General features: G+C 36.0%; 17 protein-coding genes. 14 read left to right on the top strand and 3 right to left on the bottom strand.

All coding sequences use genetic code 11. The features are described 5' to 3' along the window. Positions 1–1,115: 1,115 nt before the first annotated feature. The 11 genes from ABD814_RS09355 (at position 1,116) to ABD814_RS09405 (ending at position 10,916) form a co-directional block, all read left to right on the top strand. Positions 1,116–1,433 carry a hypothetical protein gene (locus ABD814_RS09355; RefSeq protein ID WP_344912503.1) on the top strand — a complete coding sequence of 106 codons (318 nt, stop codon included), beginning with the start codon at positions 1,116–1,118 and terminating at the stop codon, positions 1,431–1,433. A gap of 37 nt (positions 1,434–1,470) precedes the next feature. Continuing rightward, on the top strand, positions 1,471–1,683 hold the full coding sequence (locus ABD814_RS09360; RefSeq protein ID WP_344912505.1) for a hypothetical protein: 213 nt from the start codon (positions 1,471–1,473) through the stop codon (positions 1,681–1,683). 57 nt (positions 1,684–1,740) lie between these two features. Further along, positions 1,741–2,445: a hypothetical protein gene (locus tag ABD814_RS09365; protein ID WP_344912506.1), complete on the top strand. Its 705-nt coding sequence runs from the start codon at positions 1,741–1,743 to the stop codon at positions 2,443–2,445. 15 nt (positions 2,446–2,460) lie between these two features. Further along, positions 2,461–2,919 (top strand): hypothetical protein, encoded by a 459-nt coding sequence (locus ABD814_RS09370; RefSeq protein WP_344912507.1) that lies wholly within the window; start codon positions 2,461–2,463, stop codon positions 2,917–2,919. Between the two features lie 339 nt (positions 2,920–3,258). After that, positions 3,259–4,758 carry a hypothetical protein gene (locus ABD814_RS09375; RefSeq protein WP_344912509.1) on the top strand — a complete coding sequence of 500 codons (1,500 nt, stop codon included), beginning with the start codon at positions 3,259–3,261 and terminating at the stop codon, positions 4,756–4,758. After that, a complete protein-coding gene (locus tag ABD814_RS09380) occupies positions 4,759–5,421 on the top strand; it encodes an ATP-binding cassette domain-containing protein (RefSeq protein ID WP_344912511.1) in 663 nt (220 codons plus the stop codon). A gap of 25 nt (positions 5,422–5,446) precedes the next feature. Beyond that, positions 5,447–5,728: a hypothetical protein gene (locus tag ABD814_RS09385; RefSeq protein WP_344912514.1), complete on the top strand. Its 282-nt coding sequence runs from the start codon at positions 5,447–5,449 to the stop codon at positions 5,726–5,728. Positions 5,729–6,151: 423 nt separating this feature from the next. After that, positions 6,152–6,658 carry a hypothetical protein gene (locus ABD814_RS09390; protein ID WP_344912516.1) on the top strand — a complete coding sequence of 169 codons (507 nt, stop codon included), beginning with the start codon at positions 6,152–6,154 and terminating at the stop codon, positions 6,656–6,658. Positions 6,659–6,672: 14 nt separating this feature from the next. Beyond that, positions 6,673–7,473 (top strand): hypothetical protein, encoded by an 801-nt coding sequence (locus ABD814_RS09395; RefSeq protein WP_344912518.1) that lies wholly within the window; start codon positions 6,673–6,675, stop codon positions 7,471–7,473. 4 nt (positions 7,474–7,477) lie between these two features. Next, positions 7,478–7,666 (top strand): hypothetical protein, encoded by a 189-nt coding sequence (locus tag ABD814_RS09400; RefSeq protein WP_344912520.1) that lies wholly within the window; start codon positions 7,478–7,480, stop codon positions 7,664–7,666. Positions 7,667–8,300: 634 nt separating this feature from the next. Then, a complete protein-coding gene (locus tag ABD814_RS09405; protein WP_344912522.1) occupies positions 8,301–10,916 on the top strand; it encodes a carbohydrate binding domain-containing protein in 2,616 nt (871 codons plus the stop codon). A gap of 158 nt (positions 10,917–11,074) precedes the next feature. On the opposite strand, the gene ABD814_RS09410 is transcribed toward ABD814_RS09405, so the two are convergent. From ABD814_RS09410 to ABD814_RS09420, 3 genes are all read right to left on the bottom strand, one after another. Continuing rightward, positions 11,075–11,407, bottom strand: coding sequence for a type II toxin-antitoxin system PemK/MazF family toxin (locus ABD814_RS09410; RefSeq protein ID WP_344912534.1), 333 nt, complete (start codon positions 11,405–11,407; stop codon positions 11,075–11,077). Next, positions 11,407–11,646, bottom strand: coding sequence for an AbrB/MazE/SpoVT family DNA-binding domain-containing protein (locus ABD814_RS09415; RefSeq protein ID WP_344912523.1), 240 nt, complete (start codon positions 11,644–11,646; stop codon positions 11,407–11,409). Before ABD814_RS09415 ends, ABD814_RS09410 begins: the two co-directional genes overlap by 1 nt. Before the next feature lie 180 nt (positions 11,647–11,826). Beyond that, a complete protein-coding gene (locus ABD814_RS09420; protein WP_344912525.1) occupies positions 11,827–14,604 on the bottom strand; it encodes a glycoside hydrolase family 3 protein in 2,778 nt (925 codons plus the stop codon). A gap of 469 nt (positions 14,605–15,073) precedes the next feature. On the opposite strand from ABD814_RS09420, the gene ABD814_RS09425 reads away from it, so the two are divergent. The 3 genes from ABD814_RS09425 to ABD814_RS09435 are packed head-to-tail and all read left to right on the top strand — an operon-like array spanning position 15,074 to position 20,687. Continuing rightward, complete coding sequence (locus ABD814_RS09425) at positions 15,074–17,344, top strand: glycosyl hydrolase family 95 catalytic domain-containing protein (RefSeq protein ID WP_344912527.1); 2,271 nt, start codon at positions 15,074–15,076, stop codon at positions 17,342–17,344. A 25-nt stretch (positions 17,345–17,369) separates the two neighbouring features. After that, positions 17,370–19,154, top strand: a complete 1,785-nt coding sequence (locus tag ABD814_RS09430) for a sensor histidine kinase (protein WP_344912529.1) — start codon at positions 17,370–17,372, stop codon at positions 19,152–19,154. A 15-nt stretch (positions 19,155–19,169) separates the two neighbouring features. Next, positions 19,170–20,687: a response regulator transcription factor gene (locus ABD814_RS09435; protein WP_344912531.1), complete on the top strand. Its 1,518-nt coding sequence runs from the start codon at positions 19,170–19,172 to the stop codon at positions 20,685–20,687. Positions 20,688–21,009: the final 322 nt, after the last annotated feature.

Below are 21,009 nucleotides of genomic sequence, written 5' to 3' on the forward strand. Positions count from 1 at the left end.
GATTAAAATTGATTATTCCCACTCTAAGACAGACTATTTTAGAAGAATAGTATTTGTTCAGTAGACACTAATTATGGCTCACAGCCCCTGGTGGAAGAAGAGTTATTAACGAAAAACCTTACCTATATTCTAATATTATTTCCAATCTATTTAGTAGGCAGCTTGTTGATTGTCAAGAAGTCTTACTTTAATCAGAAAGACACTAATCGAGGAAAAGAGGGAAAAACGGTGCTTAAAAGAGTCTATTTTAAAATGATGCTTGTAATTGGAATGATTGTATTTTGTTTCAGTTATTTTCGCCACATGTTGAAAAAAGGATACTAAATGAGCAGACTAATTTTGTCGTTATTGAACTCCAAATTTATGTGCTTATAGGTAGTTTGAATAACAACAATCACTGAAGTCAGATTTTTCGGAAAAAAGTTATTGATTTAGAATGGAAAGAGTGGTAATTTAAATCTAAGTAGGTAACTTTTGTATTTGTAACTGTTAATAAATGAACTGAACCAATACATATAGCTAAATTAAAAACGAGGTCGATCATGAGTAAAAAGACCAATAAACACAGGTTGGTTTTGTATTGCATGAATGCTTGCGTTTGTCTGGTTTATTTAGTAGGGATTTTTATTTTCCATCTGAAAGTTGATAGGTTCGACAACATAGGTTATACGTTTAGTATGATCGCAATTGTTATCATCTTAATTAGGATTCCAGATGAAGAAAATGATGAGAATTAAAATATTAAAATGATCTATCAGGAAAGACGAGGTGATACAAGTGATCATTCGAGTGCTCACTTGGCTACTAGTCGCAGTTATTCTAGATTTTTTTGATAAAAAACTTTTACAAGGCAAGGGCAAAGGGATCTGGATTCTTTTATTAAGCATTACACTAGGTGCAATGTTATTGATACCTGAATAGATAAATCAACTAATTGAAGATGTATTAATTATTATTATAGCTTTTTCTACTGCGTCATTACTAGCTAAAAAGGAAAATGTCAGCTGATCTATTTTAAGTGGCCTACATGTAATACCTATAACTTTAATTTTCACAATCATAGAACGTATAAATAATAACTTGTGATTTTATTCACTAAACTGGAGCGAATGAATATGTTGAAGAAAGTTTTTACTAGAGTGAATAGCTTAGTTTTCATGTTGATTTTTTTGTGGATTATAACAGATTTAACATCAAAACAGCTTTTTGAACAAAGAGATACCAATCTGTTTGTTATTGTTAGTGGCATAATTTTAGTCATTTCTAATTTATCGAAAGCAGCTTTAATATGGTACATCCTTGTTCCGGGAATTCATAAACAAGCGAAGAAAGGCACATTAAATCAAAAGCGATTTGATAAAGTTTTTGCCTATACTCTAACTCTATCAATCGTTACGAGCATGAATTACTTTGTAGTGTTGATAGTTTACTAAAGACTAATAAGTGTTATTTATCGTAGGGAGAAGAGAAATGCTAGAAAAAGGTTTATTATCATTTTTTAAAAAAGTAATCAAAGAAGCAATTAAGGCGGGAATATTAATTTTACTGGTGGCATTTTTATTTAGCAAAGTTACAGGAGATTCAGTTGACTATATAGCTCTCCATCTTCTTGTCTATTCTATTTTATATTATCTACTGAGCGGAGCTATTAACTATGTGAAATCAAAACGTCAAAGTGAATAAGTGTTTTTATTTTGATTTGGAATGCAAGTAAAACGTGACTAAGAGAGGATCACTTCGATGCCGAAAGTATTTTTGATCACAATTATCTTCATTTTTGTATTAACTGTCATTTCAGATATTGTCGCTCGAATTTATATTTATCAGGGAAAGAAAATGACTTTATCAACTGATTCTTATTCTGCCTTAATGAAAATTCTGAACTTAAAACAGGACGATCTAGTATCTGAACAAACGGATCTTGAGATCATAGAGGCGAAGAATTATTATTATCATCCATTAAAAAACATCATCGCGATCAATGATTTTACCTCACCAACTGTTCACGCTCACCTTGCAACACTACATGAAGCGGGACATTATTTATCGATAAATTCGAGTGAGAAGAGTAGGCAAAGATTTCGGTTTTCAACGGTAGTGATTGCTTTTAATCGCTTGATTGTTATTCCATTCTTTGTTCTCTCTGCATTTCTACTTGATTATGAAAAAGGTCCTTCAACTCTGTTATTCAGTATTGCAACGATTTGTATTATCTACTTTGCTTATGCGACGATCTTGAGGTTCTATTTTGGGTTAGCAGAAGAGCGACGTGCGAGCCGAATCGGACTGAATTATATTGAAAAAAACTATGATCAAGAAGTATTTAAGTTTGCCAAGACTACATATCGACTATTTTATCTGCAGTATTTCTTTTTCACATTGCTTATTGCTGTTGCAATCCCTTTTATTTATTTGGTTATTTTTTTCTTTTACATCAATCTTTAACGAGGTGGAATCGAGATGAAATTAACGATCAGTGATGACTATCAGTATGCGAATCATGACGGTGTGCTAACTATTTTTACAGATGCTTTTTCGAGTTGGTGGAAAGGTATACTCTCACTTGTATTGGATACCGATCTGCGACCACCATTATATATTGCGGTTTTTGATGTTAATGAAAATGCTAATTTACAAGTCAAGATCGATAAAAAATTGTCAGTTCAAATCAATAAGCAACTTAATTACACGGTGGCAAAACGATCGGAGGAAATTAAAAACTGGCGACTGGCTTATCGGTTGTTAATTCTATTTGCGATTGCTGTCTGTGTGTTTTTAACTGTTATATCTGTGAGTGCAATTCAAGTTAGTGGCTATTATTCATTGCTGATATTATTACCCGTCTATTTGATTTTGACAGGTGTTATTTATCAGTATTTGAGATATAACCGACTGTTAGATTTGATTAAAACCGTTTGAGTGAAAAATTGAGATGAACAAATTTTAATATGACACATCTTCTAAAACCAAGATCAAAATTAATTTTGATCAGCAAAAGAGCTTAACCACATTAGACAATAAAAGGGTGGGTTTTAGTTCAAATGAAAAAACTTAATTTAACTCTAGCTATCATTGGTTTCATTCTAAGCATCTTATCTATGTATATTTTACCGATAATTATAGACGAACTTTATAGCGGCATAATCGGCTTTGTTGGGTTAGCGATGATTATGCTTTCACTCTATTTAATGAACAAGGAAAAACGATAAGTATAGATTATATTAAAAACTCACAAAATATCGATCGGAGTAACTGCAGATGATATCAAGAATCCTAGCACTTGAACTTGGTAATGACAGAGGTTTACATTCTTATAAAAATTTAAAGAAGTTATTTTACGTGTATATTTTGCCTAATTTATCAGCTGTTATTTCGGCTGTTACTCTTGGTTTGCTGAGAACATACGATCCAAAAGGTATGATTATGGTGGTTTTAGGTATCAATCTTCTTGTCGCTGTCGGTGTCCAATTTTATGCGCAACGAAATGTGTTAAGCAAATTAGATACTGAGGCATTGTTGAAATTCATTCCAGAAAAAACAGCGCAATTTATTAAACTACGATTACTTTTCTTTGTGATCAAGTTTCAGCTCCCGAGTTTTATATTCACGATTACTTTTCTTAGCTTCTTTATTGAAAGAGTTTATCTTGTATTACTTTTGTTTATTTTAATTCTACTTCTTATTAATCTGCAGATTTCGGGGGCGATTTGGCTTCGATATTGGATGAATACATGGGGGCGGTTAACGCTACAAACCTGGCAAGTTATTTTGTTTGTTGGCTTTATCAGCTTTATAGCTTGGTTTTCATTTTCAGCGTCAGAACCAGTATTTGAAGCGTTAGAAAATGTTCTGATGAATCGAGAAGCTCACCAATTATATCAGATTGATCCATCATATATTTACTCAGTCATATCGATTGTTGCGGTATTCTCAGTTGCTTCAAGTCTGTTTATCAATCGGTTAAATTTCAAAATCTTAATGCGTAATCGTGATTTAAGTTTTGAATTAAAGACGAGAAATTTAGAGCGGATTCTTGTAAGAATTTACGGTTTTGGCTTATCAAAAATTCAAAAAATATTATTTGAAAAAGATATTAAACATTTGATCAGACATAGTAAGGTAACGTTGGTCATGCACGGCTTGATGCATCTAACTTATATCGGAATGATGACTTTTTTCTTCCTTGACTTTTCTGAGATAAATCTTGAAATCTTTATGAGTCGGTTTTATTTTGTCTTTTTCCTTATATATATCATTTTTAATGGGTTCATACTTATGCCAAATAAAGAGTATACAGGTTTTGAAAATGACCTTGATGTGGCTAAAAGCTATCACATTGACATTTCAAAATCGCAATTAGTTCATGTTAAAACGAGATTACTACAAGCTATTGTTTTTCCTAAATTAACGATTATTTATGCTGGTTTTATCATCACCCTTTTAATCTTGGGTGAATACACTGTATCTTTGATTTATTTTATTAATTATTGGCAACTCTTAATTTTCGTCAAAGCATGGAGCCTTTGGATTGTGAAAAGTGCAAACCAGATGAATCATCCAAGTGAGTTGATCTCATACATCAATTTTGGTCTTATTTTAGCTTTCTTTATTCTGCTTGGTCAGGCACTTAATCGTCCGATTGAGAGCTTGTTTATCTTCCAAGGTCTAGTCTTACTAATGTTAATTGTGCTCTACTGTTTCCATCTATTTATCAACAAAGATTTTGAAAAATTTAAATCGAACGAAGGGGTTGAGTAGATGCTTGAAGTAAATGAATTGTCCTTTTCATATGATAATGAAAAAATTGTTCTCGATGAAGTGTCATTCAGGTTAGAAGAAGGTGTGATCTACTGTTTGTTAGGTGTGAATGGCGCTGGCAAAACAACATTGTTTAACTGCTTAAGTGGCTTTTTGAAAAGTAATCTGACTATAGATCAAGAGCAAATTAAGGATAAATTACTCTATATTCAGGATCAGATGCATTTTTACTTAAATCTGACTGGACTTGAATTTACTGAGCTGATTTTTTCTTTGAAAGAAAAGCACTTCGATTGTGAACAGTTTGATCAGCTACTTGATAGATTAAAGATGACAGACTACAAGGAAGAGCGGATTGCGACCTATTCATTAGGAACGAAGCAGAAGCTCGTTTTGATTATTGGTCTATTATTGGATTATCAATATATATTAATGGATGAACCGTTTGCTGCGATTGATTTTATTACTGCAGAAGTGATTACGGATGTGTTAAAAAGTGTGAAAGAAGCTGGTAAAACAATCGTCGTTTCTACGCACCAATTAGATATCGCTCAGGAACTTGCGGACGAGATTTTATTTTTAAATAATGGCAAGGTTCATCAGATTGACAACCAATTTAGCACACCACAGGAACTGAAAAATTACATTCGGGCGTATATTTAGGTGGCTGTAATTAGGAAGGTGAAAAATGATGAGTAATAAAGAGCAGGATTTAAAGAAAATTAAAAAGAGCTATCGACCTGAATTATTTCCACCAGTATTTCTGACCATCGTTTGTATCTCTCCATATTTATGGTTATTTATTGATATTGCTGATGGAAAATATGATCGCTTAAATATGCTAGCGATCTTGAGTGGTCTGTGTATTTGTATCATCACATTGACATGGACGCTCGTTTTTATTGGAATCAGGAAATATAAAAAAGAAGTTAAGGACTATTTAAGAGACCCAAATAAATATGAGTGGTAAGGGATTGGAATTGTCTATTTTGCAGACAAAGTCCATAAAAAGCATTTCAATAAAGAAATGAATAACTAAACTAGGAGTGAAACAATGTTTATCTTTGGAATTATAATCATATTACTTATGTCTACTATTATTATGATTAGTGCATGGTTTTATCTATTAAAAAGGGATAAAAAAATTATTTTTTTATTGGTCTGGCCTTATATAATCTACTTTTTATTTATCCTCAGTATTGGAATTGAGAAATTGGATATCCATATGAACAGTCAATTTTTCATCGGTTCACTCGTTTTTTTTGGAATTTATTCGTTCTTTTTCATGATGTATTTAGTACTAATGACCAAAGAAGCTCGTACAAAAAATTTAGTTTAGATGAATGAATTTCATAATTCGATAAGTAATTTAATTTTAAAGTGAGGTTAGCAAATGGAAAATATACCTGTGGAGTTGTCTAATGCTTATTATGATTCTGAAATAGTTGATGGCAAGGTGGTGATTACGAATCGGTTTTACAAGCGAAATGGCTTTGTGTTTCTTTTGTATATTTTGCTTGAGTTTTTTGGTGGACCGAGTTTTGAATGTAATCAGATACCAAGAAAATTTGTGATCACTGGTGAGACTAGCTACGTTCGATTATCTAAAAAGCTTGAGTTAGAAACGGATGGCACTGTTGAAATCATTTTTAGTAAGAAAAATATTAGGCGCTGGTTTTTTGGTGTTGTTATCCCATTTTTCTCGATGCTTATTTTATTTGTCATTCTATTTTATCAGACGATTGGTTTTTTAATCGTATCTAATTTATCATTTTCTTCAATTATATTGTTTGTAGCTATGTTAACCATGGTCGCCATTTTTGGTCAGATTAACTTGGCTTTGCTAAAACAATATCGCCAGTATAAATCCTATGATTCAGAGTATAAAGTGAGTAACTAAAAAGGAGAACTCGGGTGACTGAAAAATTAAGATCAACCAGTATATTTGCATTTATTTTCTATTGTTTAATTTTTTTACACAAGATTGTTTATCATCACTTTAATGACCCAGAATTTTTAGTGCAGATGCTATTTTTCATTGTATTTTCATTTTCAACTGCATTTTTTGAAGGGGCACTTAAATCAAATAGCAAGCGTGTTAAATGGTTAGCGACAATTGAGTTTAGTTTGCGGTCGCTTGTTTTAATCAGTCATTTATTTTATCTATTCTTTGATTTAAATTTTGTCATATCACTTATAAGTACAGGTGTCCTGTTTATGCTTAATCTAGGGGTTTACTTTTTTATTCTAAAGAGTCTGAATTTAATTGAGTTTAAGGAGGAGCCAGTTAAGTTGCCACAAGAAGTAAATGCGGAAAAATTGAGATCGTTAATTAGCACATCAGGTATGCAGACTTTGATTGGCCTAATTTTAATTTGTTTACTTCCATTTTTAAACTTGGTTTATAAGTATCAAAAAATGACCTTAATATTGTTCGTTGTGCTGATGATCTCAACTTTTAAGGTCTATATTGTAAAACTACACTTTCAACTTTCCGAAGCGATTCCTGGGCGGTCTAAATTCAAGTGCAAGCTTGAAATAGCGGGTATTGTTATCGGCTTTATGATCATTATAGCGTCTCAAGTGTTACTGTATCACACGAATGATTTGCTAAGGCCAACGATCATGTATATAGGCATTCTTTGTTGGGTTCCAGCAATTCTTTTTAAGTTACAGTTGGCTCGATGGCAAAAATCATTATTGAATGAGAGGTGATATGATGAATCAAAGTAGAAGAGAAGCACAACTTTTATTAGTAAAAATCATGACGGCTTTGATTGTATTAGTAACGATCTTTGTAATTGTCGTTAGTTTATTTTCAGATACGAGTATCCCGATGACTTTATTAATTCTGAGCCCAATGTTTTTTAGTGTAATAGGCATGTTTCAATTATCAAAAGGTGAGTAATGTACTATTCTAATTAAATCATTCCTATGACTCCATTTCCTCAATCGACATCATCGTGTCGATTTTTTGTTGTATAGAAAATTATAAAATCCGTTAGTTGTGGATGACTTTGTGTTTGTCCGGTATCTAAGGATCTTTATCAGTAAAGCCTAATGATTTGTCGTTATTCATTGGATATCAAGGCAATTTTAAGTTAGATACCTGATGATTAGCTCTTATTCGTTCCCCCTATGACGATTTTCCGATGAGACAGGGTATGATTAAGTGCTATTCGTTACCTCTAGAAAGATTTTCCGATGAGACGGGGTATGATTAAGTGCTATTCGTTACCTCTAGAATGATTTTCCGATGAGCCAGGGTACGATTAAGGGCTATTCGTTCCCCCTATGACGAATTTCCGATGAGACAGGGCACGATTAGCTCTATTCATTACATCTCTGATAATTTTTTTATTTTTTAATGATTAAAATATTCCTTTTTTGTCCTAAAGTTTGAGTTCTGCTATTATTTATTCTGCTTATTTAAGTATAGCTAGAATATATCGGGTTAAATCTAGCTTTCAAACGGTTACATCTAATCTAATCGTTTTATAGAATGGTATTAAATAGGCAGAATATGATGGGGGTGAAAATTTTTGAATGATAAAATTAAAATGATAGGCATTATTTTATTAGTTGTTGGATTAATTATTACAATTGTTTTATTAGTTAATTCAAATGATTCGAAGGTGGCTGTGGAAGAGGATCCAGTGGATGAACCGACAGAAGAGGTAACCGAAGATACAGAAGCTGTGATTGAAAGTAATAAAGAGTTAATTGAAAATGGTGGCTTTGAAGATGGGCGGGAGCCGTGGATCAATTATCGTTCTGCGCAGATTGAGGTTACTGATGAGGAAGCACATAGTGGTTCTTATAGTTTATTAGTGACTGATCGCGTGGCAACGGTTGATGGACCACAACAGTTGCTTACTGAAAAGGTTAGGGCTGGTGGGACGTATCAATTTTCAGCTATGATTAAGTATGTCGACGGACCGGATCAGAAGGGATTTAATTTTAATATTCAAAATGGACCGAGTTGGGAAAACATTGATGTGATGGCAAGTTCAACGATTAGTAAAGGCGAATGGAGTTTGATCGAAGGGACGTATACGATTCCTGAAGATGCCGATTTATCACAAAACTTTATTTTTATTGAGACGTCTTATGCAGATCCAGCAGACCCAGAGACGGATTTAATGGACTTCTATGTTGATGATGTCTCATTTGTTGATATTTCAGAGGTTCCTAATTTATTATCAAATAGTGATTTCGAAGCGGGGCTTGATCCGTGGGAAAACTATGGTGATGCAGTTGTAGAGGCCACTGATCAAGAAGCTTACAGTGGTTCAAATAGTTTACTTGTTTCTGGAAGAAAGGCTTCAACGAATGGGCCAAAACAAGATATCACGGGAATGATCGAAGCTGAAACAAACTATGAATTTTCAGCGTGGGTGAAGTACGATCAAGGTCCTGATGAAAAAGAATTTAATTATAACATTCAGAATGGTCCGAGTTGGGAAGGCATCGATGTGATGGGGACTTCAACAATTGCCAAAGGTGAGTGGGGCTTAATTGAAGGGACTTATACTGTTCCAGAAGATGCAGATCTATCTGAAGGATTTATTTTTATCGAAACATCGTTTGCTGATCCAGCAGATCCAGAAATTGATTTAATGGATTTCTATGTTGATCAAGTGACGTTTGGAAAAGCACGTCGAGCAGTTTCTGGTGAACAAGCTCAAGGTGTTGTTCATGAAGGTACTGAAGCAGTTGCTAGGACGCCTGGCAATCATAATCCGCTTGTGAGTCATAAATTTGGTGCCGATCCAAACGTGATGACTTATGATGGCAGAGTTTATGTGTATTTAACGAGTGATGAATATGAATATGATGCACATGGAAATGTCGCTGATAATTCTTATGCTGGGATTAATACGATCACTGTTTTATCATCGGCAGATATGGTTAACTGGACAGATCATGGAGAGGTTCCGGTTGCTGGTCCAAATGGTAAGGCGCAGTGGGCGGTTAACTCATGGGCTGTTGCTGTTGGTCATAAAGAAATTGATGGGGAAGATAAGTTTTTCATGTACTTCTCTAATAATGGATCGGGAATTGGCGTGTTGCAAGCAGATTCTCCGCTAGGGCCATGGGAAGATCCGATTGGTCGAGCCTTAATTGATGGCAGTACACCAGGTACTCAAGGTGTGCTGTGGATTTTTGACCCGGCTGTTTTAATTGATGATAATGGGGATGGTTATCTCTATTATGGCGGAGGCGTTCCAACAAGTGGTGGGGAACCTACTCAAGAAGAAGCTGAACACCCACAAACTGCAAGGGTGATCAAACTGAGCGATGACATGATTGACACAGTTGGTGAGGCACAATTAATCGATTCACCTTACCATTTTGAGTCGAGTGGGATTCATAAGTACAATGGGAAGTATTACTACACGTATAGTACGAATTTCTCTGGAGAACGTGGAGACGATGATCCGGGATATGCAGATATTGCTTATATGATGAGTGATCATCCGATGGGGCCGTTTACTTATCAAGGTGTTGCTTTAAGAAATGGATCTGAATTCTTTGGTGTCGGGGGTAATAACCACCAAGACTTCTTTGAATTCAAAGGTCAATCATATGTTGCCTATCATGCACAGACTTTAGGAAAAGCATTGGATACAGTACAGGGCTACCGCTCGCCACATATCAATAAAATTGAGTATGATGGAAATGGTAATATTATTGATACGATTGCTGATATGGAAGGGGTCGAGCAAATCGCTAACTTGAATCCATATCAAAGAATTGAAGCAGAGACGATTGCGTGGAGTGCTGGAATAGCGACGCAAGACTCAGAAGCACCAGGCAGTATGTTAGAGGATATGAATCTTCATGTGACAGATATTCATGCCGGCAACTGGATCGCTGTTTCTCAAGTTGACTTTGGTTCAAATGGCGCGAAAACTTTTGCCGCCAATGTTGCAGCGACTGTTGGTGGTACAATCGAGGTTCGCCTAGGTAGTGCAGATGGTGAACTGATTGGTACACTTGAAGTGAGTCCGACTGGTGGGGAAGAAGAGTGGGCTGTTTTTGAGACAGATGTTGATAGCGTCTCAGGTGTTCACGATGTTTACTTTGTATTTACTGGTGAAGGAGACGATCAGTTATTCAACTTTGATTACTGGACGTTCACAGAAGCAAACTAAATATAGAAAATAAAAATACTAGCTATTCAGTTTTTCAACTTGATAGCTAGTATTGTTTTTTGCTCTTAATCTCAAAGTGAATGTTAAATTAACGGTATTGAGTTGGAGTGATCAACACTCTTCAATAAAAAATGAGCAATGTTTTATCTAAACAATGCTCAATAGTCTATGAAAGTATGGATTCGGGTTATACACTTATCAAAGACATCATCTGGAGCCTTACCCACAACTTTCATATTTCTTGATCTCCAGTCAATACTTTTAATATGATCTGTCAAAATAACCCCATCAACTTCTAATCCAATAGGTAACTCAATTTCAAAAGGATAACCTTTTTTCTGCTTAGTTATCGGGCAAACTATTGCTAAATTTAGTACCTCATTAAACTTTTTAGGGGAGATGACAATCGCTGGTCGATATCCTGCTTGTTCTCTACCTGATTGTGGCGTAAAGTTTAATAAAACCAAATCACCCTTCTCAGGTGCATTCATCACCATACTTCATTCCCCTCTGGCTTGCCCCAATCAACATAATCATGTCTATTTTCATCTGTTACTCTGGCTAATAATTCATCTAATGTTGGCTCACCTTCAATTGGTTCGATAAAAATCCCTTTTTCTGATTCAGTAAATTTAACATCTGAACCATTAGAAATCCCGTATTTTTGTGCTAATCTTTTTGGAATTCTAACCCCAATTGAATTTCCCCACTTTTGTGCAGTTGTTCTCATATTCACTTCTCCTTTCTTATCATCATATCACGCCTTTTTAAGTTTGTATATACAGTATATACATGGCGAGGAGTTTTATTCACTCAATAAATAATTTTCAAGGCTTATCAAAAAAATAGGTCATTTGAAAGTCTAGTTTGAGACAATTCAGATGACCTGCTTCATTGGATTTAAAATGACTTAATCTATTTTAACAAATTGAATCGCTTCAATTTCTAGTCCTGGTTTAGTAAAATCTAGGCTTAATTCGTATAAACCAGCTTCAAGTTCAATCTTTGGTAGTTTACGTTTAATTGATTTTCCGTCTGTGCCGTTTGTTTGTGCGGTTGCGACGATTTCGCCGTTGATCACAATGTTACACGCTGTTTGGGCAAGGTCAGTTCCTGGCGATGACATCTCAACAAACATTCGGTATTTACCAGCTTCTTCAACGTTAAAGAAAACAGTTGATGTTGCTGATGGGGTAACTACTCCATCTTCCGCCAAGTGGTGAACTTGTTCTGGCTGCTCATGGTGAGTCGGTGCTAGTTTTCCAAATGAGTCATCAAACGTTTGCTTACGATTAAAGACAGGTGCTTCGATTAAAAATTGACAAATATTAATCGCGGATCGTTGCAATTCACCAACAGTTAACGTGCCAGCCTCTAACGCGTCGATCGTCCGGTCCTCACTCGCATTCACTTCTGCTCCGTAGTTCGCGACAACCATATAGAGATCATTTTGTGCTCGAACCATATGATGAGTATTTCTCCTGTCAGCTTCACCCGCTTCAATCGGATCGTTCATATGTGCCCACCAGTCAGTCATCACAATCCCGTCAAAGCCCCATTCCCCGCGTAGAATCGTTGTGTTAAGGTCATAATTGGATGCTGTCCAGTGCCCGTTGATTGGATTATATGCTGTCATCATCCCTTTTGCGCCACCTTCTTTAACAATCATTTCAAACCCTTTTAAGTAAAGCTCACGTAGTGCACGCTCAGAGACGACTGCCTCAACTTTCGTTCGTGATTGTTCTTGGTTGTTGGCGGCAAAATGTTTTGGTGTCGCATGGGCGCCACCTTTGACAATCCCACGTGAATTTGCAACTGCCATCATGCCAGTTAAAAATGGATCTTCAGAAAAGTATTCGAAATTACGCCCATTAAGCGGATGGCGTCTTAAGTTCATTCCAGGCCCTAATAACATGTCAATTTGATTGCGAACAAGCTCTTTTCCTTCATAGACGTAAAGTTCTTCAACTAAAGCTTGATCCCAAGTGGCAGCGAGCAATGTTCCAATTGGCACTTGGGTTGCTTTTTGTCCTGTATCCATCCGAATCCCAGATGGCCCGTCTGCCGTACAAGCAACAGGTAACCCATAGTTTAACAATGAATCACTGACACCACCAAAAGCTGAGGCAGTTCCAGGTGTAACGAGTGGACTAACCATTCCTTCACCACGAACGAGGGTCGCCAAATCTTGGTTGGAAAATTGTGCGACAAATGTTTCGATCGCTACTTTCCCTTCAGCAACATCTTGTAATTTATAGCCTTTATCACCCGTTTGTACAAGCGACTCCGGCATTCTTGCTTCGATTCTCTCCTTAATTGAGCTTTGTCGAGTCGGTACATCAACATAAGTCTCTTGATAGCGCCCATCAGCTAACTTTTCACCCGGCTTAAGTCGCTTAAATGCTTCGACTGGAGCTAACGCCTCCTCTAGTTGTTCGACTAAACGTGTTTCTGAAACAAGATAACCTGCTTTCCCATCAACTTCAACTCGCTCCGTTTGTCTGACGCTTGATCCAATATGAAATAAATAATCACCAGCCTCAAGCACATAAGCTGACCGATAACCCGTCACCCCAGCATCATCGTATGAAGCAAATGAATCAACCGCAAACCGCAATGTTAACGTCTCTGATTCACCCGGCCCCAGTAAGTCAGTTTTTGCAAAAGCAACGAGTGACCGTGTTGGCTGACCAAGCTCACCCTGAGGTGCTTCAAGATAGACTTGAACGACTTCTTTTCCTGAAAAATTCTCCCCAGTATTTTTAACGGTTACTTCAAATTCAATCTGCTCCAACCCTGCTGAGAGGACTGTGCGTCCAGGTGCGCAGTCGAGTTTAAATGTCGTATACGATAAACCAGAGCCAAATGGAAATTGAACTTTTTCTGGAGCAAATGTTTCAAAATAACGATAGCCGACATAAATATCCTCAGCATAAATATTTTTGAGATCATCACCATAGTTTGCAGATGATGGATAATCATCAATTGAATAGGCGACCGTATCTGGTAGTTTTCCACTCGGTGTCACATCACCAACGAGGACGTCACTTGCCGCTCGGCCACCTTCCATCCCACCGTGCCACGTATAAATTAATGCTTGAATTGGATAATGCTCAAGCCAGCTCGTATCAATAATATTCGATGTATTTAAGACAACTACGACACGATCAAAGTGCGTCGTGACAAGTTTGATCATTGTTAACTCATCATCTGTCAATAAGTAGCTTCCTTGTTCAGCGGCATTATCTTGATCTTCACCAGCGGTACGGCCGATTACGATGACGGCTTTATCTGACTCTTCACTGGCGTCCTTGACGATCTGGTCAGTCAGAGGCATCTCCTTTTGATGCCAAGGTTCTGCAGCCCAACCGCCACCTCCGTTATCAAATGGATGATCTTGAATCCACTCATGATAAATTGTCGCTAAGTTTTCATTGATTACGAGTTGATTTTTTTCACGTAAACTATCAATTAAATTTGTTGTATAGTTGACATTGACACTTCCGCCAGAACCCGTACCACTGCGATAATAGTCTGTTTGGACGCGCCCGAAAACTGAGATGCGCTCACCTTGTTGAAGCGGTAACGTGGCGTGATCATTTTTTAACAAAACAGCACCATCAGCAGCGACTTGACGACTAAATTCAGCAAATCCTTCTAACGGTACCCCGATTAATTGATTATTCATTAGTCATACCTCCAATAGCTCAAAATAAATCATCTTTCTATTAGCTTATCAGAAAACGGTTACATTTGATACAGGAATAAGTAGTGGTGAATACTAGTGATAAAGAGAGATTGGCTAAACGATAAGGTAATAATCTATAAAAATAACTAGTAATTTTCGTTAAAATCTTGTATAACTAGTGTGAAAGCTTGATTTTGATTGGGTTTACTTCAGAGTAGAGAGGAAAAATGAGTCATCATCAGCTAGACAAATATTTAATCGCTTGATATAATCTGACACAAATAAAAAATAATTAATTAAATTAATTTAACAAAGTATTTATCTGTGTCTATTTTAGTTAATATTGACTAAAAGATTAAGGTTATTTAAAGTGTTATCACTTTGTAAGCGTTAACAAAGTAACTGTTAGTTTAATGGAGAAGTAAAAATTAAAGACAATAAAATAATCTGAAGAAGGGATGAAGCTTAAATGACGATGAGGACAGAACAAGTTCCTTTAAGAGGTGTTTGGCATGATCAGCCCGCCGAGAAATGGGAAGAGGCATATTTATCGGGAAATGGTGAAATGGGGTTATTAGTTTTTGGCGATCCGAAAGAGGAAACGTTGATTGGCAATCATGCACAATTGTTTTTACCGATGGGGAATCAATTTGTTGTGCCGGATTTAAGAGCAGAATTACCTGAGTTTAGACGGATCATTCAAGAGCAAGGCTATCAAGCCGGGCTGGCGTATCACTATCAAAAGGCACTTGACAAGGGCTATCCTGGTTTGACGATGAGTGATCCTTACCATCCGGCATTTCAGCTGCAACTAAAAACAGCTGTTGCGACAGTGTCAAATTATTGGAAAAGTATTGATTACCAAACAGGTGAAATAACCGTTAATTATCAAGCAGATCAACATACTTACCAAAGTCGCTCATTTGTTTCTCGTGCAGATGGTTTGATTGTTTATCAATTAAAAACGACTGCTGATCAACTTGAGGTTGAATTAGCACCAGCTATTTTCCAAGTCCCACAATTAGCTGGCGAACTGGTTTGGACAGATGATGGATTTCATTTGCACTATCATTACACAAAAACATCAGGTGGTTATACGACTGTTGGTCAAATCGTTGCTCCAAATGGTACGATTGAAATTGATCAAGGTCGAATGCGAATCACGAATACAGATCACGTTTTGTTAATCATTAAAATTATTCCTGAATTAACTGATCGACAATTTAATTGGGCTGAAGTAAGCTATGAGGCATTGTTTAACCGACATAAAGGTCTTCATCAAGAGCTGTTTGATCGGGTTGAGCTTAAGTTAACAAACGATAATGACCGTGTTCGTAGTTTTCAAGATTTAATCTCAGATGCTCAAACGTCAAATGATTTACCGAAGGCATTAATTGAAAAAATTTATGATGCTGGTCGCTATATGTATATTTGTAGTGCGGGTGTTGCTACGCCTAATCTTCAGGGAATTTGGAGTGGTACATTTCAGCCAGCATGGAGTGGGGATTATACATTTGATACGAATGTCCAGCTTTCGATAGCTTCTGCCTTAACGAGTCATTTAGAAGAAGGGCTTCACGGTTTATTCAATTTAATCGATTCTTTATTACCTGGTTTTCGGGAAAATGCAAAGTTTTATTATGATTCTAGAGGAATAATGGCACCTGCTCATGCGAGTAACTATGGTCAGCATTTGCATTGGAATGAAGAATGGCCACTTCAAATTTGGACGTGTGGAGCGGGGTGGCTTGGTCATTGGTATTTTCAATATTATCGCTTTACTGGTGATCGATCGTTTCTGCAAAATATTGCTGTTCCGTATTTAGAAGAGGTTGCCTTATTTTATCAAGATTTCCTCGTTGAAGATGAAGATGGCACTTACCGCTTTACACCGTCTTATTCGGCAGAGAATGGAGCTGCTGATAATGCGACACAAGATGTAGCTGTGGCGAAGGAAGTGTTGAGCAATTTAATTAAAAGTTATCAAATTTTGGGTCTCGAATCAGATAAACTGGTGCTTTGGCAAGCAATGCTTGATCGATTGCCAGCCTATCAAATTAATCAAGAAGGTGCTTTAAAGGAGTGGCTAACTCCAGATAAGGGGGAGAATTATAACCATCGCCATTTCTCACATCTGTATCCGATCTTTCAGAGTCGTGAATTTACTGAAGAAACGAATCCGCAAATGTTCAAAGCGAGTCGGGTTGCCTTTGAAAAACGGTTAGAGGCGTGGCTCTTGAATGAAGAAGGGGAGACGACTTCAACACATGGCCGAATGCATACGGCCTTATGTGCGACACAATTCCATATGCCTGAATTAATAAAAGAAGTGATCATGCTCGTGATTAACAATAATTGTTTCTATCCGTCATTAATGATGAGCCATTATGACAATCAAGAAGTATTTAATGTTGATGGAAATGGTGCTTTTCCTCAAGTGATTCATGAGATGCTGGTGGATTATCATCATGAAACATTGTATTTATTGCAAGCTCTGCCAAGCGATCTTGATTGTGGCGAACTCTCAGGTGTACGATTACCGGATCAAATAACGGTCAAGCAATTAAAGTGGGATTTAAAACGAGCGAAAGTTCAGTTGTCATTAGTAAGTAAGATCGATAAACAATTAAAAATTAAATTGCCACTCTATCCAAATGCTGTGTTAGCAAATCAGTCACAAGCGAGTTTCAGTTTAAATTTAGTCGCAAATGAATTAAAAATGATTGAAATAAAATTGTAAGATTTTTTGACAAGGAGGTTTTACCATGAGATGGATTAGAGAACAAATTTTAAATTTAAAATTTAGTCATAAATTGATGGGTGTTTACCTCCTTGTCACAGCAATTCCAATCATTTTCGTTGGTGTATATTTAAATATTGGGATGCGAAATGTCATGCTTAATAATGCCATTTCTGAAACGGAATCAAATCTAGATAAAATCGAAATTCGACTCGATACGGTTTTAAGCCGAATCACACAAATCTCAGATTTAATTTATATGAGCCGCGATATGGATTTGCTACTAAGTGGTGAATATGAAACGACATTAGATATGTATAATGCTTATTCAAGCTATCCCGTTTTTGATGATTTCTTAAAATATTATGATGAGGTTGAGACGATTCAATTTTATATGACGAGTCCAATGATCACCAACTCTTATTTTATTTATGCGGATGAAAAGATTAGTAGTCAAGCTTGGTATCAAGATGCGGTCGATAATCGCGGTAAAATTAATTGGATTATTAAAGAAGAGCAGTGGACAGGCAAGTCGTATCTCGCTTTAACACGATCAGTTTATGGTGAAAGGGATCAATTTTTAGGTGTCCTTGCCATCTATCTTTCTCAAGAAAAATTAAAGGAAATCGTTGATAGTGAAATCCATGATGTGTTTATTGTTTTAGATGAAGAACGGATTATTTACAATCATAATCAAGAATTATTGTTTACTTATCCAGATTTTTTAAATGGTTTACCTGAAAATGATTTAGAGACTCAGTTGTATGATTACCATTATCGTGGTGAGGATGTCACAATTAATCTACATCGCCTTCAACCACAAAAGAGTTTAATTAATGAGCTCCAAATAGCGACGATTATTCCGGTGGAAACGTTGATGGAGCAGCCTAATGCCATCTTTACTCGGGGTTATTGGATTATCTTTCTTGCCCTTGTCATTTCGGTATTTTCATTCTGGTTATTTAGTCAAGTGTTTGATTCAAGAATTAACGTTTTAAAACATGCGATGACAAAGGTTGCTCGAGGGGAATTTAATATTAAACCTAGGATTAAGGGTGATGATGAAATTGGTGAGGCGTATGGTGAGTTATACCAAACGTCGCAAAGTTTACAGAAATTAATAGATGAAGTCTATGTGCATAAAATTAAGGAAGAACGTTGGCGCCGTCAACAAAAAGAATCAGAATTTAAAATGCTCTCTAGTCAGATTAATCCGCACTTTTTATATAACACGCTCGAAATGATTCGGATGAAGGCGATCGTTAATCAAGATAAAGAAGTCGCGACATTGATTCGAAAGTTAAGTAAAATGATGCGTTCAGCTTTAGAGCGGACAGATCGTCCAGTGCCACTAACAGATGAACTTGATTTAATTAATACCTATTTAGAAATTCAACAAATGCGTTTTGGTGATAGGCTGACTTATGAAATAAACATTGATGGCGATTTTTCAGATTATCAAATCTTTCCGTTACTGATTCAACCGTTAGTTGAAAATGCCATCATTCATGGGCTAGAACCCAATTTGGAGTTGGGGGAAATCATTATTTCAGTTGTTCCTAATCGTGATCACTTAAAAATCATTGTCGCTGATAACGGTGTAGGCATGACTGCCCACCAACTTGAGGAGCTAAACAAACGACTGGATCGAGAGGAAGATTTGTCTGGAAAACAAATTGGTGTCCGTAATGTTCATCAACGGATTAAGCTCTTTTATGGTGATGCATATGGCTTGACGATCTCAAGTCAATTCCAGATTGGAACAACACTTACGATTACACTTCCATTAGATCAGACGAATAACTATTAAAGGTAGGGATAAATCATGTATAAAGTCTTACTGATTGATGATGAGCCTATTATTAGGGATGGAATGAAGCAAATAATTGACTGGGAACAATATGGCTTTACGATATGTGGTGATAGTGCAAATGGTCGTGACGGTCTAGAATTAATTCGGACGTTAAAACCTGATTTGGCTTTTGTTGATATCCGAATGTCTGGCATGTCAGGGATCGAATTGGTTGAACAGGCGAAACAGGCAGGTTATTCAGGTAAGTTTGTGATTCTTTCAGGTTATTCAAGCTTTAGTTATGCGCAAGAACTCATTAAATTAGGAATTCATTCATATTTACTAAAACCGATTGATGAGGATGAACTTGTTGAAATTTTAATTGAAATCAAGCAAATTCTTGATGGAGAACGGCTAATTAATTCTGAATTAACTGCTTATTATGATTTGACAGAAGAACAAGCATGGCGAGCCGTGATTGATGGTCGGCTTGAGGAGTGGCAACGCTCAGTCTATGTAAAAAATCAGGTTGGTCCATTTTTACTGACTGGCATAAAATTACGGAAAAAATGTAAACGGGATCAGATTAAGAATGAGTTAATTCATGTGGTTAGTCCAACTGCAAAAGTCATTTTTAAAGATTATCTGATTTATTTACTTTATTTAAATCAAGATCAAGAGACGGTTGAACAAGAACTTCTTGAGATCCTAAGTTACATTCAAGCAAAACATGATCCCGATGCGTCTGCTAGTTTAGCAAAAGAATACAATTATCTTGTTGATACACAGAAAGCAATTGATCAAATTGCTGATTTACTGGATCGGGGTTATAGTTTTTCAAATCAACAGTTGTTCCAACATTCACTTAATCAATACGCTCATTTAACCGCGTTAGATCAACAACAAATTAGCACTAAAATTGTTCAAGCAATAGAATTTAAAGACCATTCATTGTTACTAGAACAAGGTGAAAAAATTATTGACCATTTTCAAAACCAAGCGCTCATTAAAGAAAACGTTCAAATCGAGATGCTTGAACTCGTATTATTGATTACGCGAAAGATCAAAAGTCAATACCCAGACACAAATCTGCCATCGAAACATGAGTGGGTTGACTTGGTCTATCAATCGTATAATTTAGCAGAATTAATTGATCATTTAATCGAGCAATGGTGGCTTCTAACTGAAGAGATTAATGGTTTTGTGATTACATCTGATGATGACAGTATTGGGAAAATTATTGCTTATATTGATCAATATTATGCACGTGATTTAACATTAAAGCGTCTATCTGATTTATTTAATTATAATCGTTCATATTTAGGCAAGAAATTCAGAAAAGAGACCGGACAATATTTTCATGAATATTTAGAAGAAGTTAGAATTGAGAAGGCAAAGAATTTATTAGCAACGAGTCAAGAGAAGGTTTATGTTATTTCGGAGCTTGTTGGCTATAGCAATATGGATTATTTTTATAAAAAATTTAAAAATCATGTCGGTAAAAGCCCGAAAGAATATCAAAAATCACTCGAAACTGAAATGAACAACTAATGATCGACTGTTATTAAGTAACTCAACTTTTGCATATTTTATTTTGAGCGTTGATCGCAGTGGCATGAATAGTTGCTAATCGTGCCCTTACTCACGCGAAAATTAATAGTTAGGTAACGAATAGTTACTAATCATACCTTACTCGAGTGGAAATCATGGGCTTAGCACTAACAAAATTATTCGTGTCTTATCCTCAATCAATCTAAATATAAAGCTAAAAATATAACGGCAAAAGTTGAGTAAGTAAATTTAGGTAGTGTAAAAAGTTCTATGAAAAGATACTGAATTGGAGGATGAATTCAAAATACAATATGTTTTTTGA

The sequence above is a fragment of the Amphibacillus indicireducens genome (genome assembly GCF_039539605.1).
Lineage (GTDB): Bacteria > Bacillota > Bacilli > Bacillales > Amphibacillaceae > Amphibacillus > Amphibacillus indicireducens.